General features: G+C 39.5%; 2 protein-coding genes. Both read right to left on the bottom strand.

Going from position 1 to position 2062, the window contains the following annotated elements; genetic code table 11:
- Positions 1-1129: UvrD-helicase domain-containing protein (locus OQ279_RS18785; protein ID WP_266071405.1), on the bottom strand; the 1129-nt coding region annotated here is incomplete at its 3' end.
- Positions 1130-1200: 71 nt separating this feature from the next.
- Positions 1201-1884: a heptaprenylglyceryl phosphate synthase gene (gene pcrB / locus OQ279_RS18790; RefSeq protein ID WP_066450329.1), complete on the bottom strand. Its 684-nt coding sequence runs from the start codon at positions 1882-1884 to the stop codon at positions 1201-1203.
- Positions 1885-2062: the final 178 nt, after the last annotated feature.

Raw genomic sequence — 2062 nt, forward strand, 5'->3', positions numbered from 1 at the left:
CAATATTGGATTTAAGCAGTACTTCCTCCATTACACGAGACTGGGCATTGGTTCGATAGAGAATCGCAAAATCTGTGAGCTTGCGATTGCTGGAGTTCATTAACTCCTTCACTTTTCCAACTACAAATTGAGCTTCCCCTTGTTCACTGTCAGCACGGTAATGAAACAGCTTGTTTCCTTCGTCATTTTCTGTCCATAAGTTTTTCGGTTTGCGATTCATATTTTTCGCAATTACTTCGTTTGCCGCAGCAAGAATGCGCTTTGTCGAACGATAGTTTTGCTCAAGAAGGATGACACTGGCATTTGGATAGTCTTTTTCAAACGAGAGGATATTGGCGATATCTGCTCCTCTCCATCTATAAATAGATTGATCAGAATCCCCAACAACACACAGGTTTTTAAAGCGATTAGCCAAAAACTTTACAAGCATATATTGCGCACGGTTCGTATCCTGATATTCATCCACATGGATATATTGGAATTTGCGCTGATAGTATTCAAGCACTTCAGGCACACGCTGAAAAAGCTGAATGGTAATCATAATAAGATCATCAAAATCCAGTGCCTGGTTTCTGCGAAGGCGTTTTTGATAATCTGCATATACATCACTCGTTACCTGCTGAATATAATCACCTGCAGTTTTGGCATATTCCTCTGGCGTGATCAGTTCATTTTTGGCTGAGCTGATTGAACCTAGAATTGCTCTGGGATCGAATTTTTTTGGATCAATATTGCGTTCTTTTAAAATCGATTTAATAACCGATTGCTGATCTGTTGTGTCTAGAATAGTGAAATTGCGATTGTATCCGATCCGGTCAATATCTCTGCGCAATATTCTTACACACATAGAGTGGAAGGTCGAAATCCAGATATCATCCGCTGCTCCGCCCATCATTTTCTGGATCCGCTCACGCATCTCCCGTGCCGCTTTATTTGTAAATGTAATCGCAAGAATGTTATAAGGCGAAACACGTTTTTCAACCATTAGATAGGCAATTCGATGTGTTAATACTCTAGTTTTTCCGCTTCCTGCACCTGCCATTATCAGTAGAGGTCCATCCGTCGCCTTAACAGCATTTTGCTGTTCTGTATTTAATCCGTTTAACAGTTTATCAGTTAAATACTGCATTTCTATTCACCACCACAAACGTATGTTCTATTTTCTATATCGTACCTGTTTTTCTTCAGATAAACAAGCTTTTATCTCACTGCTTCAACTGTTTGTAAAGCAGCCTTTAAATCGCTATAAATGATATTGCCAACAACTACTACATCGGCATAGGCAGCCATCTCTTTTGCCTGCTGTGCTGATTGGATTCCGCCTCCATAAAAAAGTGCAGTTGTCTCAAGTGTTTCTTTTACTTCTTTTACGATTGCAGGATCACCATACTTGCCGCTATATTCAAGATAAAAAATAGGCAGATGAAGCATCTTTTCTGCCATCATCGCATAGGCTCTGACATCATCAGCTGTCAAATCCGTATTTGCTGCTGTGACACTTGCCGCCTTACATTCGTCATTTAATATGCAGTAGCCCTGCACGAGAATTTCTTCCCAATTCATGATGTCTCCATACTCTTTAACAGCCTCATGATGAAGTCCTGTTATCCATTTTACTTCCGTACTATTTAAAACGGAGGGGATAAAATATAAATCAAAACCTGGTGTGACCGATTCAATCGTTGAGATCTCTAAAATACACGGAACCGTATATCTTCGAACACGAGCCATTAGATCCAGTACATTTTCAAGGGTAATCCCATCAGTCCCTCCAATAATCAGGGCATCCGTTCCAGATTCACAGATTTTTTCTAAGTCTTCATCAGAAATATATTTATTAGGATCGAGTTTAAAGGCATGGCGCCACTCGTTAATATCATACATACATACTGCCTCCATTCTATCATTCCATCCAACATTATATCATTTGTGTATAAGATCAAAAAGTAAAGACCTGTTGATTGTTCAGACTTACTGCCATGGGATTTAACGTGCAAAACGAGGATTGCGGTCAGTTATTACCAGCATTTTACTTGGGAATAAAATAAAAAAACTGCAGGTG

It is taken from the genome of Salinimicrobium profundisediminis (genome assembly GCF_026241755.1).
Lineage (GTDB): Bacteria > Bacteroidota > Bacteroidia > Flavobacteriales > Flavobacteriaceae > Salinimicrobium > Salinimicrobium profundisediminis.

Excerpts from the sequence above, each read along its gene's own strand:
- pcrB (WP_066450329.1), bottom strand. The coding sequence starts at position 1,884 with ATGTATGATATTAACGAGTGGCGCCATGCCTTTAAACTCGATCCTAAT.